The sequence below is a fragment of the Pseudomonas sp. LB3P14 genome (genome assembly GCF_054898045.1).
The window spans coordinates 6437266-6460507 of the sequence record NZ_CM142714.1 but is presented as its reverse complement, the minus strand read 5'-3'; the positions used below and the strand labels follow the sequence as shown (position 1 = coordinate 6460507).

Annotated in this window: 21 protein-coding genes, 2 tRNA genes and 1 pseudogene; 16 read left to right on the top strand and 8 right to left on the bottom strand. The window is 58.8% G+C overall.

The features are described from left to right. Positions 1–4: 4 nt before the first annotated feature. On the bottom strand, positions 5–907 hold the full coding sequence (locus ACYZT5_RS29645; protein WP_462048505.1) for a TIGR01777 family oxidoreductase: 903 nt from the start codon (positions 905–907) through the stop codon (positions 5–7). Positions 908–1103: 196 nt separating this feature from the next. Here ACYZT5_RS29645 and ACYZT5_RS29640 point away from each other — a divergent pair, with 196 nt between their 5' ends. The 6 genes and pseudogenes from ACYZT5_RS29640 to ACYZT5_RS29615 all read left to right on the top strand — a co-directional run bounded on the left by ACYZT5_RS29640 (position 1104) and on the right by ACYZT5_RS29615 (position 6531). Next, the gene (locus ACYZT5_RS29640) at positions 1104–2090 is read left to right on the top strand and encodes an NAD(P)/FAD-dependent oxidoreductase (protein WP_462048504.1); all 987 of its coding nucleotides are present in this window, start codon (positions 1104–1106) and stop codon (positions 2088–2090) included. 162 nt (positions 2091–2252) lie between these two features. Continuing rightward, positions 2253–2933 (top strand): annotated as a pseudogene (locus ACYZT5_RS29635) (DUF1722 domain-containing protein); the annotation flags it as partial. A 10-nt stretch (positions 2934–2943) separates the two neighbouring features. After that, positions 2944–3885 carry a MerR family transcriptional regulator gene (locus ACYZT5_RS29630; protein ID WP_462048503.1) on the top strand — a complete coding sequence of 314 codons (942 nt, stop codon included), beginning with the start codon at positions 2944–2946 and terminating at the stop codon, positions 3883–3885. A 33-nt stretch (positions 3886–3918) separates the two neighbouring features. Continuing rightward, positions 3919–5364 carry a deoxyribodipyrimidine photo-lyase gene (phrB, locus tag ACYZT5_RS29625; protein ID WP_462052331.1) on the top strand — a complete coding sequence of 482 codons (1446 nt, stop codon included), beginning with the start codon at positions 3919–3921 and terminating at the stop codon, positions 5362–5364. A gap of 13 nt (positions 5365–5377) precedes the next feature. Then, positions 5378–6157, top strand: a complete 780-nt coding sequence (locus ACYZT5_RS29620) for an SDR family NAD(P)-dependent oxidoreductase (protein WP_462048502.1) — start codon at positions 5378–5380, stop codon at positions 6155–6157. A 68-nt stretch (positions 6158–6225) separates the two neighbouring features. Continuing rightward, positions 6226–6531: a YkgJ family cysteine cluster protein gene (locus ACYZT5_RS29615; protein ID WP_282378837.1), complete on the top strand. Its 306-nt coding sequence runs from the start codon at positions 6226–6228 to the stop codon at positions 6529–6531. A gap of 124 nt (positions 6532–6655) precedes the next feature. Here ACYZT5_RS29615 and ACYZT5_RS29610 read toward each other — a convergent pair whose 3' ends face one another. The 6 genes from ACYZT5_RS29610 to hemA all read right to left on the bottom strand — a co-directional run bounded on the left by ACYZT5_RS29610 (position 6656) and on the right by hemA (position 12020). After that, complete coding sequence (locus ACYZT5_RS29610) at positions 6656–7174, bottom strand: acyloxyacyl hydrolase (protein ID WP_462048501.1); 519 nt, start codon at positions 7172–7174, stop codon at positions 6656–6658. Positions 7175–7287: 113 nt separating this feature from the next. Continuing rightward, entirely contained in the window at positions 7288–8079 is a 792-nt protein-coding gene (gene murI, locus ACYZT5_RS29605; protein ID WP_462048500.1) for a glutamate racemase, read from the bottom strand. Beyond that, entirely contained in the window at positions 8072–8827 is a 756-nt protein-coding gene (locus ACYZT5_RS29600; RefSeq protein WP_462048499.1) for a molybdopterin-synthase adenylyltransferase MoeB, read from the bottom strand. The genes murI and ACYZT5_RS29600 overlap by 8 nt, the downstream gene beginning before the upstream one ends. Continuing rightward, entirely contained in the window at positions 8821–9651 is an 831-nt protein-coding gene (gene prmC / locus ACYZT5_RS29595; protein WP_462048498.1) for a peptide chain release factor N(5)-glutamine methyltransferase, read from the bottom strand. The genes ACYZT5_RS29600 and prmC overlap by 7 nt, the downstream gene beginning before the upstream one ends. Then, on the bottom strand, positions 9652–10734 hold the full coding sequence (gene prfA, locus ACYZT5_RS29590; protein ID WP_462048497.1) for a peptide chain release factor 1: 1083 nt from the start codon (positions 10732–10734) through the stop codon (positions 9652–9654). Beyond that, complete coding sequence (hemA, locus tag ACYZT5_RS29585; protein ID WP_462002688.1) at positions 10731–12020, bottom strand: glutamyl-tRNA reductase; 1290 nt, start codon at positions 12018–12020, stop codon at positions 10731–10733. Before hemA ends, prfA begins: the two co-directional genes overlap by 4 nt. A gap of 282 nt (positions 12021–12302) precedes the next feature. Here hemA and ACYZT5_RS29580 point away from each other — a divergent pair, with 282 nt between their 5' ends. From ACYZT5_RS29580 to ychF, 8 genes are all read left to right on the top strand, one after another. Beyond that, entirely contained in the window at positions 12303–14027 is a 1725-nt protein-coding gene (locus ACYZT5_RS29580; protein ID WP_462048496.1) for a tetratricopeptide repeat protein, read from the top strand. 4 nt (positions 14028–14031) lie between these two features. Continuing rightward, positions 14032–14649 carry a lipoprotein insertase outer membrane protein LolB gene (lolB, locus tag ACYZT5_RS29575; RefSeq protein WP_462048495.1) on the top strand — a complete coding sequence of 206 codons (618 nt, stop codon included), beginning with the start codon at positions 14032–14034 and terminating at the stop codon, positions 14647–14649. A gap of 2 nt (positions 14650–14651) precedes the next feature. Beyond that, positions 14652–15503 carry a 4-(cytidine 5'-diphospho)-2-C-methyl-D-erythritol kinase gene (ispE, locus tag ACYZT5_RS29570; protein WP_462052330.1) on the top strand — a complete coding sequence of 284 codons (852 nt, stop codon included), beginning with the start codon at positions 14652–14654 and terminating at the stop codon, positions 15501–15503. Between the two features lie 37 nt (positions 15504–15540). Beyond that, positions 15541–15615: transfer RNA gene (locus ACYZT5_RS29565), tRNA-Gln, on the top strand. 47 nt (positions 15616–15662) lie between these two features. After that, positions 15663–16604 (top strand): ribose-phosphate pyrophosphokinase, encoded by a 942-nt coding sequence (locus ACYZT5_RS29560; RefSeq protein ID WP_003208392.1) that lies wholly within the window; start codon positions 15663–15665, stop codon positions 16602–16604. A 141-nt stretch (positions 16605–16745) separates the two neighbouring features. Then, positions 16746–17351: a 50S ribosomal protein L25/general stress protein Ctc gene (locus ACYZT5_RS29555; protein WP_033061244.1), complete on the top strand. Its 606-nt coding sequence runs from the start codon at positions 16746–16748 to the stop codon at positions 17349–17351. A gap of 169 nt (positions 17352–17520) precedes the next feature. Further along, positions 17521–18105: an aminoacyl-tRNA hydrolase gene (gene pth, locus ACYZT5_RS29550; protein ID WP_046030136.1), complete on the top strand. Its 585-nt coding sequence runs from the start codon at positions 17521–17523 to the stop codon at positions 18103–18105. Between the two features lie 22 nt (positions 18106–18127). After that, positions 18128–19228, top strand: a complete 1101-nt coding sequence (gene ychF / locus ACYZT5_RS29545) for a redox-regulated ATPase YchF (RefSeq protein WP_449643090.1) — start codon at positions 18128–18130, stop codon at positions 19226–19228. 184 nt (positions 19229–19412) lie between these two features. Here ychF and ACYZT5_RS29540 read toward each other — a convergent pair whose 3' ends face one another. After that, a complete protein-coding gene (locus tag ACYZT5_RS29540) occupies positions 19413–20630 on the bottom strand; it encodes an MFS transporter (protein WP_462048494.1) in 1218 nt (405 codons plus the stop codon). A gap of 332 nt (positions 20631–20962) precedes the next feature. On the opposite strand from ACYZT5_RS29540, the gene ACYZT5_RS29535 reads away from it, so the two are divergent. After that, a complete protein-coding gene (locus ACYZT5_RS29535; protein ID WP_462048493.1) occupies positions 20963–23020 on the top strand; it encodes a methyl-accepting chemotaxis protein in 2058 nt (685 codons plus the stop codon). 116 nt (positions 23021–23136) lie between these two features. Next, positions 23137–23213: transfer RNA gene (locus ACYZT5_RS29530), tRNA-Met, on the top strand. Positions 23214–23242 lie beyond the last annotated feature (29 nt).

The following is a 23242-nucleotide window of genomic DNA, read 5'->3' as shown; positions in this document are numbered from 1 at the left end:
TATTTCAAAGGCGGCTGGAAAGGTCGTCCAGAGCCGCGCGCAAATCTGTGAACTGGAAAGTGAAACCCGCTTCCAGCAAGCGAGCCGGTACTGCCTTCTGGCCGCCCAGCAACAGCAATGACAACTCGCCCAGACACACCTTTAAAGCCAGGGCCGGCATGGGCATGAACGTCGGGCGGTTCAGCACACTGCCCAACGTCTTGGCGAACTCGCGATTGCGCACCGGCTTGGGCGCGCAGGCATTATAAGGACCGCTGGCGTCTTTCTGATGCAGAAGAAAATCAATCAGGGCGATTTGATCGTTGATATGGATCCATGGCATCCACTGCCGGCCATTGCCGATAGGCCCGCCCAGCCCCAGTTTGAACGGCAGCAACAGCCGCGACAAAAAGCCGCCCTCGGCTGACAACACCAGCCCGGTGCGAATGAAAATCACGCGAATGCCCAAGGCTTCGGCACGCTGGGCGGTTTCTTCCCAAGCGATACACAACTGGCTGGCAAAATCATCGATGACCGGTGGAGATTTCTCGGTCAATTCCCGCTCGCCCCCGTCGCCGTACCAACCGATCGCAGACCCCGAAATCAACACCTGCGGTTTTTGCTCGCGGGTGTCGAGCCAGGCCAGCAGCGTTTCGGTCAGGGCGATTCGGCTACTCCACAACAGCGCTTTGCGTTTGGTTGTCCAGGGCCGATCGGCAATCGGTGCGCCCGCGAGGTTGATAATCGCATCCACCGGCTCCTGGCCGATGTCCTCGAGGCGAGCCACTGCGCGCACTTGGGCGCCGCAGATGTTCGCAACTTTTTCAGGCTTTCGACTCCAGACCGTCAGACGATGTCCCTGACTCAACCAGTGTCGGCAGAGCTGACGTCCTATCAAACCAGTACCGCCGGTCAGCAATATGTGCATGACTTCTTCCTCGCGTGGCGTTTTACCTTGATCACTAGTCTATTTTTATAAGCAGGGATCTTTGGTATCGGGCAGGCTCTGTGTTTAACCATAGGCCAAGCTGTCAGAACGAGAACGCTAAAAGTTATACCAAAAAACAATATTGTACAGGTTTCAACCACGGCGTAGTCTGTACAGAAAGGTAAACGAGGCCCCTATGACTGTACCTATCGCAATCGTCGGCACCGGCATCGCCGGGCTCTCCGCCGCCCAGGCCCTGACAGAGGTCGGGCATGTCGTTCAACTTTTCGATAAAAGCCGTGGCAGCGGTGGACGCATGTCGAGCAAGCGCAGCGATGCGGGTGCTCTGGACTTGGGCGCGCAATATTTCACCGCCCGCGATCGCCGCTTCGTCACTGAAGTCCAGCGCTGGCAAGGCAACGGCTGGGTCGCCGAATGGATGCCGCAGCTCTACACCTACCACGGCGGCCAGCTCAGCCTGTCGCCGGACGAACAGACTCGCTGGGTCGGCACGCCACGTATGAGCGCTATTACCCGCGGCCTGCTCGGAGACCTCGAAGTGCATTTCGCCTGCCGGGTCACCGAGGTCTATCGCGGTGAAGAACACTGGCATCTGCAGGACGCCGAGGGTTTCACCCACGGCCCGTTCAGTCATGTGGTGATCGCCACGCCGGCGCCACAGGCTACTGCACTGCTGGCCTCGGCGCCGAAACTCGCCGGTGCTGCCGCCGGGGTGAAAATGGACCCGACCTGGGCTGTCGCGCTGGCGTTCGAGACACCGCTGGATACGCCCATGGAAGGCTGCTTCGTACAGGACAGCCCGCTCGACTGGCTGGCTCGCAACCGCAGCAAACCGGGACGTGACAACACGCTGGACACTTGGGTCCTGCACGCCACCAGCGCCTGGAGCCGGCAACATATCGACCTGTCCAAAGAAGCAGTGATCGAGCAATTGCACGGCGCATTTGCCGAACTGCTGCACGACGCCATGCCCGCCCCGACCTTCAGCCTCGCCCACCGCTGGCTCTACGCCCGACCCGCCAGCAGCCATGAATGGGGAGCCCTGGCCGATGCCGATCTGGGCTTGTATGTGTGTGGCGACTGGTGCTTGTCCGGCCGCGTCGAAGGCGCGTGGCTCAGCGGCCAGGAAGCCGCCCGCCGCTTGCATGCGCATCTGCAGTGAAGCGCATCAATCCGGTAGGAGTCTTCGGCAGCTCCTACGGGGAGCGACGGTAAAACCTATACAAATAATTTGACTTGTACACCTTTGAATCTATGATGAAACCATGTTGTACAGAATCAACACTCTGTACAGGTTTAGACTCGAGGTGCCCCGATGCCCCACGTCCCCGTGAAACCGAAAATCGCCATCGGCCTCGGCATTCCTCGGGAGCCGATCCGGCTGGTCGGCGGTCCTGAATATCCCGAGGCTGTCGGCACCGTCACCCCTGAGCTCAATGTCACTGTGCCGCTGGCCGAGTACGGTCAGAAAATGGCCGCGGAACTGGCCGAAGAAGACGGTCGACTGAACGACCCGGTGCTGCGAGAAAACTTCCTCACCCGCGTGTTCGCCTACAGCGCCTGGCAGCAGTTGTTGCGTGAAGGCCTGACTCGCCGTGGCCTCACGGACTTTCACTCGCGCTACAAATACCTGCTGATGGCCCACAACCCGGTGCAATACAAAACCCTGGGTACCCTGCTGGGCAACATGGGCCAGACCGACCCGAACGAACTCGGCCCACGCTATTTCAGCGAACTGATGGCGGCCTTGAAAAAATGCGCCACGCGCCGCACCCACACCAATGTCTTGCACCACATCAGTGGCTATCTCAAACAGACGATCAGCCCTGAAGACAAACAGGAAGTGCAGCACGTCATCGACCAGTACCGCCACGGCATCGTGCCGCTTGTGGTGCCGTTGACGCTGCTCAAACACTACTTCCGCCAACACCCGGATCCGTACATTGCGCAACAGGTCTACCTGCAACCGCATCCGGAAAATCTCAGTCTGCGAAACGCGATCTAATGACAACCTAATGAAAAGCCCACTCGACACCAGCGCCAGCGAAGACCTCGGCGACGACTTTAAAAAGGCTCTGGATGAAGGCTGGCTGCCAATCCGTGAAGTGGCCCGGCAGACCGGCGTCAACGCCGTCACCCTGCGCGCCTGGGAACGGCGTTATGGCCTGATCGTGCCGCAACGCACGCCCAAAGGCCATCGGCTGTTCTCGGCCGAACACGTTCAACGCATTCTGACGATCCTCACCTGGCTCAACCGTGGCGTGGCCGTCAGCCAGGTCAAGCAACTGCTCGACACCCCGCAGACCTTTGCCGGATCCGTTGAAAACGATTGGCAAGTGCTGTGCAATTCGCTGCTGCAAGCAGTCACTCAACTGAACGAACGCACCCTCGATGACACCGTCAATCAGGCCATGGCGCTGTATCCACCGCGTACCTTGTGCCGACAACTGCTGATGCCGTTGCTGGCTGAACTGGAGCAACGCTGGCAAGGCCAGTTCGGCGCGCAGATGGAGCGGGTGTTTTTTTTCTCCTGGCTACGCAGCAAATTTGGCGCACGCATCTACCATAACAACCGTCAGTTACGTACCGCGCCACTGCTGTTGATCAATCACTCGGACCTGCCACTGGAACCTCACCTGTGGCTGACCGCCTGGCTGATCAGCAGCGCCGATTGCCCGGTGGAGGTTTTCGACTGGCCACTCCCCGCCGGCGAACTCGCGATGGCGGTCGATCACTTGAAAGCTCGCGGCGTACTGCTGTATTCCAGCAAAGCCATGAATCTTTCGCAGCTGTCGAAACTTCTGAATGGTGTCAGTTGCCCAAAAATGATTGCCGGTCCAACGGTATGCATCCACCACGCCGAGTTATCCGCACGAATGTACAAGATCACTGATTTGTTCCTGGCTGAAGATCCGTTAGCTGCTCATCAGGACCTGGTTCAGCGCGGGCTTATTTAAGGTGAATTTTTAATGAATCGTGCGGACACCACCCTGCAATTGATCTGGCTGCGCAGCGACTTGCGCCTACACGACAATACCGCCCTCTCGGCCGCCGCAGCCCGCGGCCCGACTGTGGCGGTGTATCTGCTGAGCCCGGAGCAATGGCTGGAGCACAATGACGCGCCATGCAAAGTGGATTTCTGGCTGCGCAACCTGAACGAGTTAAGCCGCCCGTTGGGCGAGCTGAACATTCCCTTGTTGATCCGCAAGGCACCACGCTGGGATGAAGCACCCAAGATTCTGCTCGATCTTTGCCAACAGTTGAAAATCGACGCGGTACACGTCAACGAGGAATACGGCATTCATGAAAGCCGTCGTGATGCAGCCGTGGTCGAAACGCTGAAAGCCAATGGCATCGACTTTTATAGCTACCTTGATCAACTGCTGTTCAAACCGGGCACCGTGCTGACCAAGACGGGCACTTACTTTCAGGTGTTCAGCCAGTTCCGCAAGGTGTGCTACGACCGCCTGCGCGGGTCATTACCGAAGCTGGTCTCAGCACCCGCCGTGCAGGCGCCGCTGGCGATCAGCAGCGACAAGATCCCATTAAACGTTGAAGGTTTCGCAACGCCCAGCGACAGCTTGCGCGGTCTTTGGCCTGCCGGTGAAGCCTGCGCCCGACGCCGCCTCAACACCTTCGCCGATGCCCAGATCGACGACTACAAAAACGAACGCGACTTCCCGGCCAAACTCGGTACCAGTCAGCTTTCGGCCTATCTCGCCGCCGGCATAATTTCCCCCCGTCAGTGTCTGCACGCCGCGCTGCAAACCAATCAGGGCGAGTTCGAAAGTGGCAAGGTCGGCGCCGTCACCTGGATCAACGAATTACTGTGGCGCGAGTTCTACAAACACATTCTGGTGGGTTACCCACGGGTCTCCCGTCACCGCGCGTTCCGCCCGGAAACCGAAGCCCTGGCCTGGCGCGATGCACCGGACGAACTCGCGGCCTGGCAGGAGGCTCGCACCGGATTGCCAATTATCGACGCGGCCATGCGCCAATTGCTCGAAACCGGCTGGATGCACAATCGCCTGCGCATGGTGGTGGCAATGTTCCTGACCAAAAACCTGCTGATTGACTGGCGTGAAGGCGAGCGCTTTTTCATGCGGCATCTGATCGATGGCGACCTGGCGGCGAACAACGGTGGCTGGCAATGGAGCTCTTCCACCGGCACCGATTCGGCGCCCTACTTCCGGATTTTCAACCCGCTGAGCCAGTCGGAGAAATTCGACAGCGAAGGGCTGTTCATCAAGCACTGGCTGCCGGAACTGGCCGGGCTGAACAAGAAGGAAGTGCACAACCCGGCGAACTTCGGCGGTTTGTTCGGCGCGGTGGATTATCCGTCGCCAATCGTCAATCTGAGCACCTCTCGCCAACGGGCGCTGGCCGCGTTCAAGAACCTGCCAGCGCGACAAAATGCCGGGCGATTGCCTGGATGAATAGGAGAATGGGATGAGTTTTACACCTCCACGGCGATACTGGTTGACTGGCGCCAGCAACGGCATTGGTGCCTCGCTGGCCGAAGAAATACTGAAAACCGGTGCTCACCTCGCGGTGAGTTCTCGCTCGGTGGCGCCACTCAAAGTCTTGTCCCAGCGTTATCCGGGGCAAGTGCTGGTGGTGGCAGGTGACCTGACCAACAGCCAGACCGTGCGAGAAATCGGCGAGCAGATTGCTGAGGAGTGGGGAACGCTGGACACGGTGATCCTCAACGCCGGCACCTGCGAATACGTCGACGTTCAGCAGTTCGATTCGTCGATCGTCGAGCACGTGGTGCGCACCAACCTGCTTGCCAGCAGCTATTGCATCGAAGCCGCCCTGCCACTATTACGCGCCGGCACCGCGCCGCATCTGGTGGGCCTCGCCAGCTCGGTAACCTACCTGCCGCTGCCGCGGGCCGAGGCCCATGGAGCGTCAAAGCCCGGGCTGCGATACCTGTTCGAATCGGTGCGCATTGATCTTGCACCGGTAGGCATCGAAGTCACCGTGGTCAGTCCAGGGTTTGTCGAGACGCCGCTAACAACGGAAAACGTCCCCATGCCACTCAGCTGGCCAGCGGACAAAGCGGCGCGGCACATTTTCGCCGAACTCAAGAACCGTCCGCCGGAGATAGCCTTTCCGGCGTTGTTCATGGCCTCTCTCTGGCCACTGCCGAAAATACCCAACCGGGGGAAATTGGCGATCGGCAAACGCATGGTGCGCAGCAATCCGCCGATCAAGGATCAGCCGTAAAAATCGCCAATGTCGGCGTCCGTCAGGCCTTTCACACAGCCCCGGCCCACTGCCTTACACTGCGTGCCATGAAAACCATTCCCCACACGCAAATCGCCGAACCGGTGGTCACTTGCTCAACCTGCGCAGCTTGCTGCTGTCAGCTCGAAGTCATGCTGATTACCGACACAGGCGTGCCCGAACGTTTTATCGATACTGATGACTGGGGTGGGGAAGTCATGTTGCGTCTGGATGACGGCTGGTGCGCCGCGCTGGATCGCAACACGATGATGTGCACCATCTACGAAAAACGCCCGCTGATCTGCAGGGAGTTCGAGATGGGTGCGCCTGAATGTATCGACGAACGCCAAGGGATTACCACGGCGTATCGCTGAACTCGAAGTCACCGAAGATCCAATGTGGGAGCGAGCTTGCTCGCGATAGCGGCGTGTCAGTCAACATGAGTGTTGAAGGTGCAATCGCAATCGCGAGCAGGCTCGCTCCCACAAGGTTTTGACCTTACAACGGCATCGTGTAGTGAAGCGCGTAGCTTTCTACACCATCGTTCGGGCTGCTGATCCCGGCATTGGAATAGTGCGTCGCACGAATCCCGACTTCATGTCCGCCCGCAAAGCGCAGCCCAAAGCCGAAACGGTCTTCGAACTGAAAGGCATTGCCGAGGTTGTTGTTTTCGACTTCGGTATTGGCGAACACCGCCACGCCAACCCCCAACTCCAGGTAGGGTTTGACGGTTTGACCGGCAAACTCGTAAACCAGCACCGGTGCGAACGACAGGCTGTGGTTGCTGGAGGTCCTGTCGCCATCCCAATAGGTGTAGGCACCACTCCAGTAACCGGTCAAACGACCGACATCACTCTGCAACCAGCTCTTGTCCCAATCGAATTGCATGCCCAATCGATAGGTCATGGTCGACTCGCTGGTCTCGCCAACCGCGAACTCCACGCCTGCCGCCTGTGCGGTAAAACTGTGCCCCATCAGTGCGGCCGCAATCGCGGCCAAGCAGAATAGTCGCTTCATTAGAAACATCCTTTTCCGAACGATTTCGTATGGTTTTTTTGTTGCTTGACGCTATAGAAGTCGACGCTTAATCAGAAGTTCACCCCAATTATTCGTTTGCCCCAGGGTTTGGTTTACCCCTTGAAGCTTTGCACAACGCCAGCGGTATTCCACAGTATTGGCAAGATATTTCTGAAATGTTCCGGATCGGAACTCGTCCAGAACTGTGCGGAACGAGCAGGCCCTTCGGCGAGCAATTCACGCTCGGCCAACAGGCGCTGAAGTTGCCGCGCTACAGCGGCGCCGGTGTCAATCAAACTGATGTCATCGGGGATCATCTGCTTAAGCAACGGCTTTAGGAAGGGATAATGCGTGCAGCCGAGAATTATCGTGTCGCACCCAGCGCCGAGCAGCGGTTCGACATACCTGGCGAGCAACTGACGCAGGGCCGGACTGTGCAGATCGCCGTTTTCAATCAGCTCCACCAGGCCGGGGCACGGCTGAGTGATGACGCGTACATCGATGGCGAAACGGTCGAGCAAGGCTGCAAACTTTGCGCTCTGCAACGTGCCGGTGGTGGCGAGTACGCCGACCACGCCACTGCGGGTCGCGGCAGCGGCCGGTTTGACCGCCGGCTCCATGCCGACGATGGGCCACTCGGGATAATCGCGCCGCAAGTCTGCAACGCCAGCGACAGTCGCCGTGTTACAAGCCAGCACCAAGGCCTTGGCGCCCTGCTGCTGAAAAAAACCAGCCATCACGCTGCAACGATGACGGATGAATTCCGGGGTTTTCTCGCCGTAGGGAATATTCCCGCAATCGGCGACGTACAACAGTGACTCGTTGGGCAGCAAACGCTGGATCTCGGCCAGCACCGAAAGCCCACCGACGCCGGAGTCGAACACGCCAATCGGCGCTTCACGCATGCTTCGAACCACAGACGCTGCAGCCCGGATCACGCTTGACCCGTAATTCGCGAAAGCGCGAGCCCAAGGCATCGATCAACAACAGGCGCCCCACCAGCGGCTCGCCGAAACCCACCAGCAATTTCATGGCTTCCAGCGCCTGGAGGCTGCCAACCAGCCCAACCAAAGGCCCCACGACGCCGGCTTCGCTGCACGTCAATTCGGCTTCGCTGCCGTGACCATATAAACAGTGGTAGCACGGACTCTCCGGACGACGCGGGTCGAACACCGACAACTGCCCTTCCAGCCGAATCGCAGCGCCACTGACCAGAGGTTTGCGGGCGGCGACACACGCAGCGTTGACCGCTTCGCGGGTGGAGAAATTGTCGGAACAGTCCAGCACCAGATCCACAGCGGCCACCGCAAAGGCCAGGGAATCTTCGTCCAGCGCGGTGCGATGGGCGATCAACTGAATCTCGGGATTGATCGCGCTCAGTCGGCGAATGGCCGAATCGACCTTGCTCAGGCCGACGCTGTCGGTGTCGTGAACAATCTGGCGTTGCAGATTGGTCAGGTCGACGGTGTCGAAGTCTGCCAAATGCAGCTCACCGACGCCGGCCGCTGCCAGATACAGCGCAACAGGGGAGCCGAGACCGCCGAGACCGACGATCAACACGCGGCTTTCTTTCAGTCGCAACTGGCCGTCGATGTCGACGTGCTGCAACAGAATCTGCCGACTGTAGCGCAACAATTCCTGATCATTCAGCACGGTAGGCGCCCCAGGCTGATACGTTCGTGACCGCCCAGATCGGTGCGGCTGTGGACTTCTTCAAAGCCGCGGGTCAGTAGCAAATCGCGCACTGCATTGGCTTGATCGTAACCGTGTTCGAGCATCAACCAACCGCCCGTTTCAAGGTAATCCGGCGCCTGGGCGACGATCAGACGCAGATCATCGAGCCCGTCGACGCCGGCCACCAAGGCACTGGCCGGTTCGAAGCGCACATCACCTTCCACCAGATGCGGGTCGGCGGATGCGATGTAAGGCGGGTTGCTGATGATCAGTTGAAAACGCTGACCTTCCAGGGCACTGAACCAATGACTGCTCAGCACCGTGGCGTTGTTCAGGTGCAAGCGCTGGCGATTGCGCTCGGCCAGGGCCACGGCTTCGAGCACGCGATCCACGGCGGTCACCTTCCAGGCCGGACGCTCGCTGGCCAGGGCCAGGGCAATGGCGCCGCTGCCGGTGCCGAGGTCGAGGACCTTGGCAGGCGTGGCTGGCAGGAGTTCAAGCGCCGCTTCCACCAACAGCTCGGTGTCCGGGCGCGGGATGAGCGTGTGTGGCGCAACTTCCAGATCAAGCTTCCAGAAACCTTGCTGGCCGAGGATGTAGGCCACCGGCTCACCGCCACGACGGCGTTGCAGGTACTCGGCAAACTTCAGCGCCGCTTCGCTCGGAACGATGCGCTCGGGCCAGGTGTGCAGAAAACTGCGGGACTTGCCCAACGCAGCGGCCAGCAACAATTCGGCATCCAGACGCGCGGAGGGCGAATCCGGCAGGTCGGCGGCGCGTAACAAACTGGCAATGATCGTCATTTACTCACCTATCGCTGCCAATTGGTCAGCCTGGTATTCGGCCAGCAACGGTTCGATCACTGCATCGACACCACCCGCGAGGATTTCGTCGAGGGAATACAACGTCAGGTTGACCCGGTGGTCGGTGACCCGGCCCTGGGCAAAGTTGTAGGTGCGGATTCGCTCGGAGCGATCACCCGAGCCCACCAGCAATTTACGCTCGCTGGCGATGGCATTGGCGGCGGCGCTGGTCTGCTGGTCATTGAGCTTGGCCGATAACCAGGACATCGCCCGCGCGCGGTTCTTATGCTGGGAACGCTCTTCCTGGCACTCGACGACAATACCGGACGGCAAGTGAGTGATGCGGATCGCCGAGTCGGTCTTGTTGACGTGCTGACCGCCGGCACCGGAGGATTTATAGGTATCGATCCGCAAATCCGAGGGGTTGATCTCGATCGCTTCCTGCTCGTCCGGCTCGGGCAACACCGCCACCGTGCAAGCCGAGGTGTGGATGCGACCTTGGGACTCAGTGGCCGGAACCCGTTGCACGCGGTGCGCACCGGATTCGAATTTCAACTTGCCGTAGACACTGTCGCCCTCGACCCGGGCGATGACTTCTTTATAGCCGCCGTGCTCGCCGATGTTCTCCGAGAGGATCTCCACCCGCCAGCCACGCCGCTCGGCGTAACGCGAATACATACGGAACAGGTCGCCGGAGAAAATCGCCGCCTCGTCACCGCCGGTGCCGGCGCGGATTTCGAGGAACACGTTGCGCCCATCATTCGGATCCTTGGGCAGCAGCATGCGTTGCAGGCTGGCTTCGATGTCGATCAGTTGCTCTTTGGCTTCGCGGACTTCTTCCACGGCCATTTCGCGCATGTCCGGATCGCTGTCCTTGAGCAGGGCCTGGGCGCCTTCAAGGTCGCGTTGCACTTTGAGCAACTGTTTATAGGCATCGACAATCGGCTCGACTTCCGCGTATTCCTTGGAATAGGTGCGGAATTTGTTCTGATCGGAAATGACTTCGCCGTCGCCAAGCAAGGCGGTCAATTCCTCGAAACGGTCCTGGAGGATGTCCAGCTTATTGAGCAGTGACGCTTTCATTGCGGTTTCTTATCCGAAAAGCTATCCGATGAGCCCTCATTCAGGGCAAAGAGTTCCTGGGCCATGGCCAGCGCATCAAGGCGACCTTCGGCAGAGAGCTTTTTCAACTGCACGCTCGGTGCATGCAGGAGTTTGTTGGTCAGGCCCCGCGCCAGTTGCACCAGCACGTCTTCGGCGCTGCTGCCGTTGGCCAGCATGCGCTGGGCCTTCTGCAATTCTTCGTCGCGCATGCGCTCGCTTTGTTGGCGATAGGCCTTGAGCACATCCACCGCCGCCAGTTCACGCAGGCGGACCATGAAATCTTCGGCACCCACCGAGACCATCTCTTCCGCCGCTTGGGCTGCACCCTGGCGGCTCTTGAGGTTCTCGGCGACCACTTCGTGGAGATCGTCGACGCTATACAGGTAAACGTCGTCCAGTTCGCCGACTTCCGGCTCGATATCCCGGGGGACGGCGATGTCTACCATGAAGATCGGCTTGTGCTTGCGCAGTTTCAAGGCGCTTTCCACCGCGCCCTTGCCCAGGATCGGCAACTGGCTGGCAGTGGAACTGATCACGATGTCGCTGCGCACCAGTTCGGCCGGGATGTCCGAGAGCAACACCGCATGGGCACCGAACTGCTCGGCCAGAATGCTCGCGCGCTCCAGGGTGCGGTTGGCGACCACAATGCGCTTCACACCCAACTCGTGCAGATGGCGGGCGACCAGGGTAATGGTCTCACCGGCGCCGATCAGCAAGGCCTGACTGCGTTGCAGGTCACTGAAAATCTGTTTTGCCAGGCTAACCGCGGCAAACGCCACGGACACCGGGTTCTCGCCGATGGCGGTGTCGGTGCGCACCTGTTTGGCCGCATTGAACGTCGCCTGGAACAACCGCCCGAGCAACGGACCGATGGTGCCGGCTTCGCGGGCTACGGCGTAGGCCGATTTCATCTGGCCGAGAATCTGCGGTTCGCCCAAGACCAGCGAGTCGAGCCCGGAGGCCACCCGCATCATGTGACGAACTGCCGCATCATCTTCGTGCACATAAGCGCTCGCGCGCAGCTCTTCGAGGCTCAAATGGTGATAATCGGCCAGCCAGCGCAGCACGACATCAGCCGAAAGGTGATCCTGTTCTATATACAGTTCACTGCGATTGCAGGTGGAGAGGATCGCAGCTTCGCGGCTGTCGGTGAGTCGGCAGAGCTGCTGCAAGGCCTCCACCAGCTGCTCAGGGGTAAAGGCCACGCGCTCGCGGACGTCTACTGAAGCAGTCTTGTGGTTAATACCGAGTGCAAGAAAGGCCATTCAAGGTCGCTGATGGTGACGTGAAGCCGGCAATTGTCCTACTTCGACACAGCCAGAACAACTATTCGATATCTATCGCCCCTGTAGGAGCTGCCGAAGGCTGCGATCTTTTCAGGTTTCAAAGGTGCCGCACAGGCAAGATCAAAAGATCGCAGCCTGCGGCAGCTCCTACGATTGTCCCAATGACCTGCCCCTGTAAAGGCATCAACTGAGACTCGGTTATGTTTGGTCGAAGGCTTGTGTCATGATGATCCGACCGCAGGTTAGTCGTCCTCTTCCTATATGAATAGATCTTCCGCGTTGCTCCTCGCTTTTGTCTTCCTCAGCGGCTGCCAGGCCTTGGCGCCCGTTTCGTCGGACGGTACGCCGCCGGTCGAAGACAGCACTCCGGCCCCTGAAAAGCCCAAGGTTTACAGCTCATTCAGTGAAGAAACTGTCTTCAGCCTGCTGAGCGCCGAACTGGCTGGCCAGCGCAATCGTTTCGACATTGCCTTGGACAACTACGTCACCCAGGCCATTAACACTCAGGATCCGGGCATCTCCGAACGGGCATTTCGCATCGCCGAGTACCTGGGCGCCGATCAGGCTGCCCTGGACACCGCGCTGATCTGGGCGAAAAACGCCCCGGACGACCTCGAGGCGCAACGGGCCGCTGCCGTGCAACTGGCTCGCGCCGGGCGTTATGACGACTCCATGGTTTATATGGAGAAAGTCCTGCAAGGCAAGGGCGACACGCATTTCGACTTTCTCGCCCTGTCGGCGGCCGATACCGACCAGGACACGCGTAACGGCTTGATGAAAAGTTTTGACCGCTTATTGCAGCGCCATCCAGACAACAGCCAACTGATTTTCGGCAAAGCCTTGCTGCTGCAACAGGACGGTGACGCCAAGGGTGCGTTGGGCCTGCTGGAAGACAATCCACCGGACGACGGCGAAATAGCACCGATCCTGCTGCGTGCACGCTTGCTGCAAACGCTCAACCGTGGCGATGAAGCCTTGCCGCTGCTGCAAAAAAGCATCAAGAAGTACCCGGACGACAAACGCCTGCGCCTGACTTACGCGCGCATGCTGGTTGAACAGAACCGCATGGACGATGCCAAAGTCGAGTTCTCAAGCCTGGTTCAGCAATACCCGGAAGACGACGAACTGCGTTACTCCCTGGCGCTGGTCTGCCTGGAAGCCAAGGCTTGGGATGAGGCCAAGGGCTATCTGGAAGACCTGATCACCCGTGAAAGCCACGTCGATTCGGCGCACCTGAACCTCGGTCGTATCGCTGAAGAACGCAACGACCCCCAAGGCGCGCTGATCGAATACGCCCAGGTCGGCCCGGGCAACGATTACCTGCCGGCGCAATTGCGTCAGGCCGATATCCTGATGAACAACGGCAAGACCGCCGAAGCCCAAAGCCGTCTGGCGGCGGAGCGCGACGAGCAGCCCGATTACGCCATTCAGTTGTATTTGATCGAAGCCGAAACCTTGTCCGCCAATAAACAGCCCGACAAGGCCTGGAATGTATTGCAGCAAGCCTTGCAGAAATACCCGGACGATCTGAATCTGCTGTACACCCGCGCCATGCAAGCGGAAAAACGCAATGACCTGGCGCAGATGGAAAAAGACCTGCGGCTGATCATCAAGCGCGACCCGGACAACGCGATGGCGCTGAACGCCCTTGGTTACACCCTGTCCGACCGTACGACGCGCTACGCCGAAGCCAAGGCCTTGATCGAACAGGCACACCAGATCAATCCGGAAGACCCGGCGGTACTCGACAGCCTCGGCTGGGTGAACTTCCGCATGGGCAATCTCGACGAAGCCGAACGCCTGCTGCGCCAGGCACTGGAGCGTTTCCCCGATCAGGAAGTCGCCGCGCACCTGGGTGAAGTTCTGTGGGCCAATGGCAAGCAACGCGAAGCCAAGCAAATCTGGGACAAGTTCCTCAAGGCGCAACCCGACAGCCCTCTCCTGCGCAGCACCATCAAGCGCCTGACCGGATCAGAGACTCTTTAAGATTATGTTTTTGCGCCACCTCATTGTTTTCAGCTTCATCACCCTGCTCGCCGGTTGCGCAGGCTTCGGTGCCCGCGAATCGGTCCAGGGTCAAGGCAACCCCGCCCAATGGCGCGTGTACAAACAGCAACTGACCAGTCTCGACGGCTGGCAGATCAACGGCAAGATCGGCATTCGCGCCCCGAAAGACTCGGGCAGCGGCACGTTGTTCTGGCTGCAGCGACAGGATTATTACGACATTCGCCTCTCCGGCCCCCTGGGTCGTGGCGCAGCACGCTTGACGGGTCACCCTGGCAAAGTCTCGCTGGAAGTGGCCAATCAGGGCCGTTATGACGCAACGACACCAGAGGCGCTGGTCGAAGAACAGCTCGGCTGGAAGTTACCCGTTTCCAACCTGGCCTGGTGGGTTCGCGGGCTCCCGGCGCCGGACAGCAAAAGTCGCCTGACCCTGGATGCCGATAGCCGCCTGGCCAATCTAGAACAGGATGGCTGGCAGGTCGAATACTTGAGTTACGCCGAGCAAAACGGTTATTGGTTGCCCGAGCGGATCAAACTGCACGGCACCGACCTTGATATCACGCTGGTGATCAAGGAATGGCAACCTCGCAAACTGGGGCAGTGAACATGACGGCTCCTCGCTTGACGCTGCCCTCCCCGGCCAAACTCAATCTGATGCTGCACATCCTCGGTCGCCGCGAAGACGGTTACCATGAGCTGCAGACGATTTTTCAGTTTCTCGACTACGGCGATGAAATCACCTTCGCCGTTCGTGATGACGGTGTGATTCGGTTGCACACTGAATTCGATGGCGTCCCTCACGACAGCAATCTGATCGTCAAAGCCGCAAAAAAACTTCAGGAGCAATCCGGTTGTTCGCTCGGGATTGATATCTGGATCGAAAAAATTCTGCCCATGGGCGGTGGCATCGGTGGTGGTAGCTCAAATGCCGCGACCACTTTGCTGGGCCTCAATCATCTCTGGCAACTGGGTTGGGATGAGGATCGGCTGGCCACTTTGGGCCTGACGCTGGGCGCGGACGTCCCGGTTTTCGTGCGTGGGCACGCGGCTTTCGCCGAGGGCGTGGGGGAGAAACTGACCCCTGTTTACCCCATCGAGCCGTGGTATCTCGTGCTTGTGCCGCAAGTCTCTGTAAGTACAGCAGAAATTTTTTCAGATCCGTTGTTGACACGTAACTCTTCTCCCATTAAAGTGCGCCCCGTTCCCAAGGGAAACAGTCGAAATGACTGCTTACCGGTGGTAGCAAGGCGTTATCCAGATGTACGTAACGCATTGAATTTGTTAGGTAAATTTACCGAAGCAAAACTCACCGGAACTGGAAGTTGTGTGTTTGGGGGCTTCCCAAGCAAAGCTGAAGCTGATAAAGTCTCGGCCCTTCTTACAGAGACCCTTACAGGGTTTGTAGCAAAGGGAAGCAACGTTTCGATGTTGCATCGCAAGCTGCAAAGTCTGCTCTAAAAGGAACCGAGTACTGGGTACTCGTTGCAACAGATACAGGGGCGTCGCCAAGCGGTAAGGCAGCAGGTTTTGATCCTGCCATGCGTTGGTTCGAATCCAGCCGCCCCTGCCATTTTCCTATACTCATCCAGGTATACCCTCAGCCTTCAGGTACTGCGCGTGTCCAAGATGATGGTCTTTACGGGGAACGCTAACCCCGATCTGGCTCGGCGTGTTGTACGTCAGCTGCATATCCCTCTCGGTGACATCTCTGTCGGTAAATTTTCCGACGGCGAAATTACTGCCGAGATCAATGAAAACGTCCGCGGTAAAGATGTCTTCATTATTCAGCCGACTTGCGCTCCGACCAACGATAACCTGATGGAACTGGTAGTGATGGCTGACGCCTTCCGCCGCTCCTCGGCTACTCGTATCACTGCTGTAATTCCTTACTTTGGTTATGCCCGTCAGGATCGCCGTCCGCGTTCCGCACGTGTGGCTATCAGCGCGAAAGTCGTGGCTGACATGCTTACCGTAGTCGGCATCGACCGTGTTCTCACGGTTGATCTGCATGCTGACCAAATCCAGGGTTTCTTCGATATTCCGGTAGATAACATCTACGGCTCCCCGGTATTGGTGGATGACATTGAAGATCAGCGCTTCGAAAACCTGATGATCGTGTCCCCGGACATTGGTGGCGTCGTGCGTGCACGTGCTGTTGCCAAATCCCTGGGCGTGGATCTCGGGATCATCGACAAACGCCGTGAGAAAGCCAATCACTCCGAAGTGATGCATATCATCGGTGATGTCGAAGGGCGTACCTGTATTCTGGTCGATGACATGGTCGATACCGCCGGCACTCTGTGTCACGCGGCCAAGGCCCTGAAAGAGCATGGCGCTGCCAAGGTTTTCGCCTACTGCACACACCCTGTGCTGTCCGGTCGGGCGATCGAAAACATTGAAAATTCCATGCTGGACGAACTGGTGGTGACTAACACCATCCCGTTGTCCGCTGCTGCTCAAGCCTGCTCGCGTATCCGTCAACTGGATATCGCGCCGGTTGTTGCCGAAGCGGTCCGCCGCATCAGCAATGAAGAATCGATCAGCGCGATGTTCCGCTAAGGGCCCTGCCCTTCTCGAACATCTCGTTGACGAAAAGCGCCCCGCCCCGGCATTCCTGTCGGGGCGGGGCTTTTTTGCCCATATCGCCTTTAGCGCTGGTCGCAAACGCTGGGGCGAATGTGGTTATTTTGGAGATACAACATGAACGATTTTACTCTGAATGCTGAAGTGCGTTCCGACCTGGGGAAAGGTGCGAGCCGCCGCCTGCGTCGTCTCGCAAGCCTGGTACCTGCTGTAGTTTACGGTGGCGAAAAAGCCCCTGAATCCATCAGCATGCTGGCTAAAGAAGTTGCCAAACTGCTCGAAAACGAAGCGGCTTATAGCCACATCATCGAGCTGAACGTTGGCGGCACCAAGCAAAACGTAATCATCAAAGCTCTGCAGCGTCACCCGGCCAAAGGCCACGTGATGCACGCTGACTTCGTACGCGTTGTAGCTGGCCAGAAACTGACCGCTATCGTGCCTGTACACTTTGTTGGTGAAGAAGCTCCGATCAAGAAAGGCGGCGAAGTTTCGCACGTTGTTGCTGAAATCGAAGTTTCGTGCCTGCCGAAAGACCTGCCTGAATTCATCGAAGTCGACCTGGCTAACGCCGAAATCGGTTCGATCATTCACCTGTCTGACCTCAAAGCCCCTAAAGGCGTTGAGTTTGTTGCTCTGGCACACGGCGATGACAAGGCTGTTGCCAACGTCCACGCTCCACGTGTTGCTCCAGAAGCTACTACTGAAGAAGGCGCAGCAGAGTAATTTCACTCTGTTCGCCGGAGTGACCGGAAACATCGCGGACTAGAGCGTAGCGAGAAAGCGGGCGATAACGCGGAGTTTACATAATGGTAAATGAGCACTTGTCGTCCACTTTCGCCGCACTCCTTGAATGCGGCGATGTTATCCACCACTCCAAGGAAGGGCCCCTATCGTGACTGCCATCAAACTGATCGTTGGCCTGGGAAATCCAGGCGCTGAATACGAACAGACCCGGCATAACGCAGGGGCCCTTTTTGTTGAGCGCATCGCGAACGCACAAGGCGTGAACCTTGTGGCGGATCGCAAATATTTCGGCCTGACCGGGCGCTATTCGCATCAGGGTCAGGATGTTCGTCTGCTGATTCCCACCACCTACATGAACCGTAGCGGCCAGGCCGTCGCGGCACTTGCCGGCTTCTTCCGCATCAAGCCTGAAGAAATCCTGGTGGCGCATGACGAACTCGACCTGCCACCGGGCGTTGCCAAACTCAAACAGGGCGGCGGCCACGGCGGTCACAACGGGTTGCGCGACATCATCGCGCAACTGGGCAATCAGAATACCTTTCACCGCTTGCGGCTTGGCATTGGCCACCCGGGCGTTGCCAGTATGGTTTCAAACTTCGTCCTGGGTCGTGCGCCACGCGCCGAACAGGAAAAACTCGATGCCAGCATCGACTTTGCCCTCGGCGTGCTGCCGGATATCCTCGCCGGTGAATGGAACCGCGCGATGAAAAACCTGCACAGCCAGAAGGCCTGACTCTTATCCGAGGGGAAACACCATGGGATTCAATTGCGGCATCGTCGGCCTGCCTAACGTCGGCAAGTCCACCCTGTTCAACGCCCTGACCAAATCCGGGATCGCGGCCGAGAACTTCCCCTTCTGCACCATCGAGCCGAACACCGGCATCGTGCCGATGCCGGATTCGCGCCTGGAAGCCCTGGCAGCCATCGTCAATCCCAAGCGCATCCTGCCGACCACCATGGAATTCGTCGACATCGCAGGCCTGGTGGCTGGCGCCTCGAAAGGTGAAGGCCTGGGCAACAAATTCCTCGCCAACATCCGTGAAACCGATGCCATCGCGCACGTGGTCCGCTGCTTCGAAGACGAGAACGTGATTCACGTCTCCAACAGCGTCGACCCGAAACGTGACATCGAAATCATCGACCTGGAACTGATCTTCGCCGACCTCGACAGCTGCGAGAAGCAACTGCAGAAAGTCGCCCGCAACGCCAAGGGTGGTGACAAGGACGCCGTGGTCCAGAAAGGCCTGCTGGAGCAACTGATCGCTCACTTCACCCTCGGCAAGCCTGCGCGCACCCTGATGAAAACCATGAACGCCGACGAGAAAGCGGTGATTCGTGGTTTCCACCTGCTGACCACCAAGCCGGTCATGTACATCGCCAACGTCGCCGAAGACGGTTTCGAGAACAACCCGCTGTTGGACATCGTCAAGGCCATTGCCGAAGAAGAAGGCGCCATGGTGGTTCCGGTCTGCAACAAGATCGAAGCCGAAATCGCCGAGCTGGATGACGGCGAAGAGAAAGACATGTTCCTCGAAGCCCTGGGCCTCGAAGAACCAGGCCTGAACCGCGTGATCCGCGCTGGCTACGAGATGCTGCACCTGCAGACCTACTTCACCGCCGGTGTCGAAGAAGTCCGCGCCTGGACCGTACGCGTCGGTGCTACCGCACCACAAGCCGCTGGTGTGATCCACACCGACTTCGAAAAAGGCTTCATCCGCGCCGAAGTCATCGCCTACGACGACTTCATCCAGTACAAGGGCGAAGCCGGCACCAAAGAAGCCGGTAAATGGCGTCTGGAAGGTAAGGATTACATCGTTAAAGACGGCGATGTGATGCACTTCCGTTTTAACGTGTAAAACACCCGCTCAAGAAAAAGCCGCGTTTGATACGCGGCTTTTTTGTGCCTGGTGTCTTTCCAGCGAACAATAAAGATCCCTGTGGGAGCGGGCTTGCCCGCGAAGGCATTGTGTCAGCTGCATAAATGTCGACTGACACTCCGCCTTCGCGGGCAAGCCCGCTCCCACAGGGTTTTGCGTTGACTCAGGATTTCTTCGTCCGAGGCAGCAAGATCGCCAACACACCTAACAACGGCAGGAACGAGCACAGGAAGTACACGTATTCGATGCCGTGAATGTCGGCCAAATGCCCCAGCAACGCCGCACCAATCCCGCCAAAGCCGAACATCAGTCCGAAGAACACCCCGGCAATCATTCCGACATTGCCCGGCACCAGTTCTTGCGCATACACCACGATGGCCGAGAACGCCGAGGCGAGGATGAAGCCGATCACGACGCTCAGGATACTGGTCCAGAACAGGTCGACGTGAGGCAGGATCAGCGTGAACGGCGCTACGCCGAGGATCGAGAACCAGATCACGGCCTTACGCCCGATCTTGTCGCCAATCGGCCCACCGAAGAACGTCCCCGCCGCTACCGCTCCGAGAAACAGGAACAGGTGCAACTGCGAACTCGCCACCGACAGGTCGAATTTCTCGATCAGGTAGAAGGTGAAGTAACTGGTGAAACTGGCCATGTAGAAATACTTGGAGAACACCAGCAGCCCGAGTACCACCAGTGCACTGATCACGCGGTTCTTCGACAAGCCATGCGTCGCCGCCTGACCTTGCTTGAGTTTGAACAGACTCAGGTGGTTGGCGTACCAGCGGCTGATCCGATAGAGCACGAACAACGCAAACACCGCGAACAATCCAAACCAGGCCACATGGCCCTGACCGAAAGGAATGATGATCGCCGCTGCCAGCAACGGACCGAAGGCCGAACCCGCATTACCGCCGACCTGAAAGGTCGATTGCGCCAGGCCGAATCGCCCGCCCGAGGCCAACCGCGCCACGCGAGAGGCTTCCGGGTGAAAGGTCGAGGAGCCGATGCCGATCAACCCGGCCGCCAGCAGAATCATCGGAAAGCTGCCCACCACTGACATCATCAGAATGCCGATCAACGTGCAGACTGTTCCGGCCGGTAGCAGCCAGGGTTTAGGGTGCCGATCGGTGTGATAACCCACCCACGGCTGCAATAGCGAAGCCGTCAGCTGGAACGTCAAAGTGATCAAGCCAACCTGGGTGAAGGTCAGGCCATAGTTGGCCTTGAGCATCGGATAAATCGATGGCAGCACCGACTGGATCAAGTCGTTGATCAAATGCGCCAGCGCCACGGCGCCGATGATGCGCATGACCAAAGGGTTGCTTTGTGAAGTCGCGGATGCCGGCGCTGTGCCGGTCTGGGCATTGCTGATAGCCATAAGAGTTTCCGTACAACAGATGGGTGCACACGGGCAGGTGCGTCAATGTGCCATTTTTCAGTGCATCAGCGCCATCCCCTTAGCCTGCTAACGACCTCGACTTTCATCGCTGAAAAGGTGATAGCGCAACGCCATGGTCTGAATCTTGCCTCTGTAATCCGCTTCAACGCGGCCCCTTACAAAGGGGACCGAGAATGGGAAGTTTCGCCACAGAGCCGGCCTACAGAGCTGACGAGGGTGGACTTTCGAGGCCTTTTAAAAGGGCACACGTCGCGGCCACAACGGTCTCGACGCACGCCGATGGTGCGTGGTGTCCAGAGGAGTTTTGGGGCATGCAGGCTTTTTTATCACCGGGGATCGGGTTGCTGGGGCGTTTTGGTTTCGCACGCAAATTTCAGCTGTTGTTCCTGCTGTTTATCCTGCCGCTGACGGGCAGTCTGTGGATGATCGGTCAGGACTATCGCGACAAACTGAACCTCATCTCCGGCGAACGTGCCGGGGTTCGGCAACTGCTTGCCCTGGATGCTCTCGATAACCTGCTCGCCGCCCAGCGTGACCGCGCGGCTCGCTGGCGCGCCACGGAAACCAATCGCCAGCCGACGCCAGCGACTATCGCGGCGATGGCTGCTTTCGATACGGTTCAACCCGCCGTCACCCAAGCCACCTCCGACCTCGGCAACGCACTGCAAACCGAAGGCGCCGAGGGCGAAACCCTGGCCCGTTATCAAACCCTGCAAACCGCCCTCAATGGCCTGGACTCGAAAAGCCTGAGCAGCGTCGGTTGGTGGCCGGACGGTTACGATCGGTTCACCAATGCCTTGAGTGCCCTGCAAGCCTTGCGCGAGCAGATCGCCATGGATAATCGCCTGACGTTGGCGCCGTGGCTGGAGACCTATCTGCTGACCCAGATCTCCACGCAGCACGCGCCAGACCTGATTGAACGAGTCGGCCGCCTCGCCAGCGTCGGCCAGGCATCAGTGGTGTCTGGACAGTTCACCCTGCAAAGCCGTCTGCAATTGCGCGACTTGCGCAGCCGCATCGGCGATGCCCGGGAGCAGCTGGTCAAAACCGCGAGCCTGCTGGAGGCGCGGCTGCCCAGCGCGTTGCAAGCCTGGTCCGGGCAATACCATGACAGCCTCAAGCACCTGGACGCCGAGTTGAAAGCCCTCGATGACGGCGTGTTCGGCGGCAGCATCAAGCTCAAGCCGGAAGAGTTCGAACGCAATCTCGACGCCCTGCTCTCCGATTTCGCTTCGTTGCGTCAGCAGTCGCTGGTGTCGCTGGATCAGCGTCTGGATTACTACCACGGTTCGGCCATTCGCCAGTTCATCTTCGTCGCGACCATTTTTGGCTGTCTGCTCTTGGCCGCGCTGTACCTGTTCATCTGCTTGCAGGCCTCGATTCGTCGCAGCGCCAGCGGCATCACCTTGCTGGCCGAAGCCTTGCGTGACGGCAATCTGAGCCTGCAAGTACCGGTGCAGGGCCGCGACGAACTGGCTGCCATCAGCACCGCCCTCAATGTCGCGGTAGTGCAGCTGCGCAATAGCCTGCTGGGGGTCGATCATGAAACCTTGCAGCTAAGCAACGCGGTGCGCACCCTCAACCATCACTCCAGCGGTGCCCTGGGGGAAGTCGAAGCTCAGCAGTTGCAGATCAGCCAGATCGCCGCGGCCGCCACACAATTGGCCGCCACCTCGCAAGGGGTTGCCCAGAGTTGCGAACAGGCCTCCGGCAGCGCTCAGCACACCCAGCGCATCGCCGCCGACAGCAGCCGTGACAGCCAGCGCACCACGGCAAGCATTCAGCAACTCAATCAGCGATTGAACGACACCGCTGCGGCACTGGGCCGGGTCAGCGAGCAAGGGCAGCAGATTCAATTGGTGGTGGACACCATTCGCGGGGTTGCCGAGCAGACGAACCTGTTGGCACTTAACGCCGCCATCGAGGCCGCTCGCGCGGGTGAGCAAGGTCGCGGTTTTGCGGTGGTGGCCGACGAAGTACGCAGCCTGTCGCAACGCACCCAGTCCTCCACCGCGCAGATTGCCGGCACCGTCGACAGCTTGCGCAGCACGGTGAACGAAGCGGTGAGCCTGATGGAAGCGGCCTGTAGCCAGGCGCAAAGCGATGCGCAGTCGGTCACAGGGTTGGGCGAACGCCTCGGGGAAATTGCCCACGCGGTACAAGGCGTCACTGACACCCTGGCGCAAATTGCTACGGCGGTGGAAGAACAGGCCAGCACCGCCGACGAAGTCAGCGGCAACATCCAGCAAGTCGATCAGGCAGCGGTACGCTTGCTCGAAGGTGCGCGGGCGGTGAACCTGGCGGCGGACACCTTGAGCCAGGGCAGCAAGGCCTTGAGTGCCAATACCGGGAGATTTCAGCTCAGTTGACGCCCTCCCCTGGCCCGGTTTTTCGAGTCAGGTGGATAAGCGGTTGAAAGCGTAGAGAAATATTTTAGATTTACGCTTGACACATCATCGTTACGAGCCAATAATGCGCGCCACTTGGCTACATAGCTCAGTTGGTTAGAGCATAGCATTCATAATGCTGGGGTCCGGGGTTCAAGTCCCTGTGTAGCCACCAAGTACTAAAAACGGCTTACCGAAAGGTAG

Bases quoted from the DNA above. Each gene is read 5' to 3' on its own strand.
- ACYZT5_RS29645 (WP_462048505.1), bottom strand. From the start codon at position 907: ATGCACATATTGCTGACCGGCGGTACTGGTTTGATAGGACGTCAGCTC.
- ACYZT5_RS29640 (WP_462048504.1), top strand. From the start codon at position 1,104: ATGACTGTACCTATCGCAATCGTCGGCACCGGCATCGCCGGGCTCTCC.
- ACYZT5_RS29630 (WP_462048503.1), top strand. From the start codon at position 2,944: ATGAAAAGCCCACTCGACACCAGCGCCAGCGAAGACCTCGGCGACGAC.
- ACYZT5_RS29620 (WP_462048502.1), top strand. From the start codon at position 5,378: ATGAGTTTTACACCTCCACGGCGATACTGGTTGACTGGCGCCAGCAAC.
- ACYZT5_RS29615 (WP_282378837.1), top strand. From the start codon at position 6,226: ATGAAAACCATTCCCCACACGCAAATCGCCGAACCGGTGGTCACTTGC.
- ACYZT5_RS29610 (WP_462048501.1), bottom strand. From the start codon at position 7,174: ATGAAGCGACTATTCTGCTTGGCCGCGATTGCGGCCGCACTGATGGGG.
- murI (WP_462048500.1), bottom strand. From the start codon at position 8,079: ATGCGTGAAGCGCCGATTGGCGTGTTCGACTCCGGCGTCGGTGGGCTT.
- prmC (WP_462048498.1), bottom strand. From the start codon at position 9,651: ATGACGATCATTGCCAGTTTGTTACGCGCCGCCGACCTGCCGGATTCG.
- prfA (WP_462048497.1), bottom strand. From the start codon at position 10,734: ATGAAAGCGTCACTGCTCAATAAGCTGGACATCCTCCAGGACCGTTTC.
- hemA (WP_462002688.1), bottom strand. From the start codon at position 12,020: ATGGCCTTTCTTGCACTCGGTATTAACCACAAGACTGCTTCAGTAGAC.
- ACYZT5_RS29580 (WP_462048496.1), top strand. From the start codon at position 12,303: ATGAATAGATCTTCCGCGTTGCTCCTCGCTTTTGTCTTCCTCAGCGGC.
- lolB (WP_462048495.1), top strand. From the start codon at position 14,032: ATGTTTTTGCGCCACCTCATTGTTTTCAGCTTCATCACCCTGCTCGCC.
- ispE (WP_462052330.1), top strand. From the start codon at position 14,652: ATGACGGCTCCTCGCTTGACGCTGCCCTCCCCGGCCAAACTCAATCTG.
- ACYZT5_RS29555 (WP_033061244.1), top strand. From the start codon at position 16,746: ATGAACGATTTTACTCTGAATGCTGAAGTGCGTTCCGACCTGGGGAAA.
- ychF (WP_449643090.1), top strand. From the start codon at position 18,128: ATGGGATTCAATTGCGGCATCGTCGGCCTGCCTAACGTCGGCAAGTCC.
- ACYZT5_RS29540 (WP_462048494.1), bottom strand. From the start codon at position 20,630: ATGGCTATCAGCAATGCCCAGACCGGCACAGCGCCGGCATCCGCGACT.
- ACYZT5_RS29535 (WP_462048493.1), top strand. From the start codon at position 20,963: ATGCAGGCTTTTTTATCACCGGGGATCGGGTTGCTGGGGCGTTTTGGT.